The organism is Frankia sp. Mgl5, assembly GCF_023242985.1.
In the GTDB taxonomy this organism is placed as follows: domain Bacteria; phylum Actinomycetota; class Actinomycetes; order Frankiales; family Frankiaceae; genus Parafrankia; species Parafrankia soli.
The window spans coordinates 1-231 of sequence record NZ_JALKFY010000385.1 but is presented as its reverse complement, the minus strand read 5'-3'; the positions used below and the strand labels follow the sequence as shown (position 1 = coordinate 231).

Sequence of the window (231 nt, the reverse complement as noted above, 5' to 3'; positions counted from 1 at the left end):
ATTTAATCGGGGAGAAAAATGTTGCCCCGTGGTCGATTTTGGCGATTACGTTTACCAATAAAGCGGCGCGAGAGATGAATAACCGGGTGGCGGGAATTGTCGGTCGTGGTGCCGGGGATATCTGGATTTCCACGTTCCACTCGCTGTGCGTGCGCATTTTACGCCGGGACAGCGAACGGCTTGGGATAAGCCGCAGCTTTTCCATTCTTGATGCGGGTGATCAACTGTCTG

At 53.2% G+C, this 231-nt stretch carries 1 protein-coding gene; it reads left to right on the top strand.

The features are described from left to right. Positions 1-231: UvrD-helicase domain-containing protein (locus tag MXD62_RS09775; RefSeq protein ID WP_248829027.1), on the top strand; the 231-nt coding region annotated here is incomplete at both ends.